We start from the raw sequence: 3,856 nt of genomic DNA on the forward strand, positions 1-3,856 counted from the left end.
ACTCATCAGGGAAAAACGTGCTGCGGGCGTACGCCGATGGCCACTTTACTCGATGGAAAACGGATCTGGGCAGAAAAGAATCTGAACCAGATGTAATCTGACAGACACCTGTATAAATAATCGGTAACTGTCAGATCAGGTCTGAGCTAGCACAGATAAGGCCAGTGCTGAACAGGCTTACCGACTCTACCCTAATCTGGCACAAAGCCAGCGCGGGGTGGCGATTACCTTAACGCTTCCCTCCGCCAATATGCTGAAAGCCGGGCAGACACCGTTGCTGTATCATGGGTTGGAAGTAGGCAGTGTACAAAAACTGGTGCTGGACCCCAGCAACGGTAATGTCAGCGGACAGTTGATTATCGATCCCTCTGTCGTGCCGCTGATGCGTGAAGGCACGCGCATTGAGCTGACCAAGCCACGGCTGACCTTGAGCGATCTTAACCTCTCCTGCCTGCTCACCGGCCCAACGCTGACATTGATTCCCGGCGACGGGGAGCAGCGTCAGACATTCCCACTGATTGATGGTACGCAGGCATTACGTCCCGATACACTGACCGTTCAGTTGTCTGTCGCGCAAAGCTATGGCATTGATGTCGGCCAACCTGTTATGCTGCATGGTGTACAAATCGGGCAGATCATTCAGCGCACGTTGACCGAAAAAGGCGTTACCTTCGATGTCACCATTGAACCCGAATATCGCACTCTGCTGCACAAAGACAGCACCTTTATTGTCAACAGCAGGTTGAACGTCAAGCTGGGGTTGGAGGGCGTACAAATGACCGGTGCCAGCCCGCAGGAGTGGCTCAGCGGCGGTGTGATGGTGTTACCCGGTACGCAAGGTGAGCCATCAGCTCGCTATACCTTGTTTAGCGATCAGGATAATACACAGGATGGCATCAAAGTCAACACGCCAAGCCCAACCTTAACGCTGGTTACCGAGAGCCTGCAAGACATCCAGGAAGGCTCTGTTGTGCTATACCGCAAGTTTCAGGTCGGTGAAATTATGCGTATTCTTCCCGGTGCAGAAACCTTCGAAGTCCAGGTTTACCTGCATCCGGAATACCGCAAACTGCTGACCGAACGCAGCGTGTTTTGGGCCGAGGGTGGTGCCCGCGTGCAGCTGAGCACCTCCGGGCTAACGGTTGAGGCCGCGCCCCTCAACCGGGCGATCAAAGGTGCCATTAGCTTCGATAATCTCGAAGGGGCACCCGAAACCAAAGGCGGAAAGCGGCTGCTGTATCACACTGAAACCGCTGCACGTGCGACCGGGAGTCGAATCGAATTGCGGACTTATGACGCCAGTTCTCTCTCCGCTGGTATGCCGATTCGTTACCTTGGTATTTAGATCGGTCGGTTGGATTTTCTGAAATTGGCAGCGCAGCGCAACGATGTCTTGGCGCAAGCGGTGCTCTACCCTTAGTACGTCAACGCCTTTGCCCGCGCCGGCACGCGCTTTTCAGTGGTAAAGCCACAGATCTCAGCAGCAGGCGTCGATCATCTGGAAACCTTGCTCCAGCCCTATATTAACGTCGAGACAGGCAATGGTGCGCAACAGCGTCAATTCGAATTGCAACAGGCGACCATTTCTGATTCCCGTTATCAGGATGGGCTGAATATCGTGGTTGATGCGCCGGAAGCCGGTGCGTTGCAAGTGGGAACAGCGGTGCTGTTTCGCGGCGTTGAAGAGGGAACCGTTACTGGGCTGTCTCTGGGGCCGCTGTCCGACAGGGTGATGGTGGCACTGCGTATCAGCAAGCGACACCAGAATCTGGCACGCAGCAACTCGGTATTTTGGCTGGCATCCGGCTACAACCTGGAGTTTGGCTTGGGCAGTGGTTTACTGAAAACGTGCACCTTCCAACAGTTTATTCGCGGTGGTATCGCCTTCGCCACCCCGCCCGCGATTCCTTTAGCGCCGATTTCCACACCCGGTAAGCATTTTCTGTTATTGGGTCAAGAACCCAAAGAGTGGCGTGAATGGGGCACCGCCATTCCTGAATAGCCTGCGTTGATCCTGCCGTCGCGTGATGAGCGACGGCAGCCGCGCACCGTGTTACACTATCAGAATATTACCCGCACTTTTCTGATATTGTAACGAGATATTACCACCGTGATGAAACCCCTCTCTCCTTCTTTGCCCTCCGCGTTTCTCGAGGCGATTCAAGACATCATGCCTGCGCATTTGTCTCTGGATGAATTCATTGCTGCCTGCCAACGCCCGTTAAGACGCAGTCTGCGCGTGAATACGTTGAAGATTAGCGTGGATGATTTTTTGACACTGGCCGCGGATTGGGGCTGGCAACTAGCGCCAATCCCCTGGTGTAAAGAAGGATTTTGGGTGATCAAACCAGATGAAACGCAACTGCGATTGGGTAACACGGTTGGCCATTTGAGCGGCCTGTTTTATTTGCAGGAATCCAGCTCAATGCTACCAGTCAGCGCATTGTTTTACACGCAGGAAAGCGCGTTATTGTCACGTGAGACAACCCCATCGCCATTGGTGCTGGACGTGGCCGCTGCGCCGGGTTCGAAAACCACACAAATTGCCGCGCGTTTGGGCAACAACGGCGGGATCGTCGCTAACGAGTATTCGGCCAGCCGAGTCAAGGTGCTGCATGCCAATATCAGCCGCTGCGGCGTACACAATAGCGCGCTAACACACTTCGATGGCCGTGTGTTTGGTGCTGCCCTGCCTAAAACGTTCGACGCCATTCTGCTTGATGCTCCGTGTTCCTGCGAAGGGGTAGTACGCAAAGACCCGGATGCGATGCGCCACTGGTCACCGGAAAGTATGGCGGAACTGGCGCAGACCCAGAAGGAACTGATCGTCAGCGCGTTTCATGCGTTAAAGCCTGGCGGTGTGCTGATTTACTCAACCTGTACGCTCAACGCACAGGAAAATCAGCAGGTGTGTCAGCATCTGCTCGATGCATTCCCTCAGGCCTGTGCCATTGACGCGTTAGATGACCTCTTTCCCGGCGCAGAAGATGCGTTGACTGAAGAGGGATATCTCCACGTGTTCCCGCAACTTTATGACAGTGAAGGTTTCTTTGTCGCGCGGCTGCGCAAAACTGCGACCATTACCCCGTTACCCGCACCGCGTTTTAACGTGGGTAAGTTTCCCTTCACGCCTTTAACCAGCAAAGACAAACACGCGGTGACGCTTTCGGCCAATCAGGCGGGACTAGTCTGGGACCCAGAGCAACAACAACTCTGGCTGCGTGACAATGAAATTTGGCTTTTTCCCACCGCACTCAACGCACTGTTTGGTAAAATACGCTTCTCGCGCATTGGTCTCAAACTGGCGGAACGCTATGCCAAAGGTTTTCGCTGGCAACATGAGGCCATCGTTGCGCTGGCGGATGCACAGGCACCGCACGCTTACGCTCTCAGCGACACGCTTGCTTGTGAGTGGTATCAGGGGCGTGACAGTTATCCTGACGAGATCCCCACCAGCGATGAGATGGTACTTACCTATCAGCACACGCCTATCGGATTAACCAAACGTATCGGCAGCCGTATAAAAAACAACCTTCCGCGCGAACTGGTGCGTGATGGTGCCTGCACGCAGCACGTTAAACAGAGTTAGTTTAACGCCCAGTGCCTCATTTTCATCTACACTCTCGCTAGGGCTACTGCCACTGACTGGGAGCGTAAACACCTATGTACGCACTGGTTGTCTTTATCTGTTATCTCGGCTACGGCTGCGAAAATATGTCGTGTATTCAATATGTTGATTGCAGTGTGAAATGTCCGGTTTTGGATGTGGAATACAGTGGCTAAAGTTGATGTAAGATGCCCGTTTTGTGAACAGACATCTCCTGTGAAAAAACACGGTTATGGCAAAAGTGGCCAT

At 53.7% G+C, this 3,856-nt stretch carries 1 protein-coding gene and 2 pseudogenes; all 3 read left to right on the plus strand.

The features are described from left to right. Positions 1-148: 148 nt before the first annotated feature. Positions 149-2,002: pseudogene (locus tag QZ506_RS17940) on the plus strand (MlaD family protein); the annotation flags it as partial. 111 nt (positions 2,003-2,113) lie between these two features. Then, positions 2,114-3,589, plus strand: a complete 1,476-nt coding sequence (gene rsmF / locus QZ506_RS17945) for a 16S rRNA (cytosine(1407)-C(5))-methyltransferase RsmF (RefSeq protein WP_291972967.1) — start codon at positions 2,114-2,116, stop codon at positions 3,587-3,589. 186 nt (positions 3,590-3,775) lie between these two features. Continuing rightward, a pseudogene (locus QZ506_RS17950) lies at positions 3,776-3,856 on the plus strand (IS1 family transposase); the annotation flags it as partial.

Source organism: Candidatus Symbiopectobacterium sp., from assembly GCF_020054415.1.
In the GTDB taxonomy this organism is placed as follows: Bacteria; Pseudomonadota; Gammaproteobacteria; order Enterobacterales; family Enterobacteriaceae; genus Symbiopectobacterium.

Bases quoted from the DNA above. Each gene is read 5' to 3' on its own strand.
- rsmF (WP_291972967.1), top strand. From the start codon at position 2,114: ATGAAACCCCTCTCTCCTTCTTTGCCCTCCGCGTTTCTCGAGGCGATT.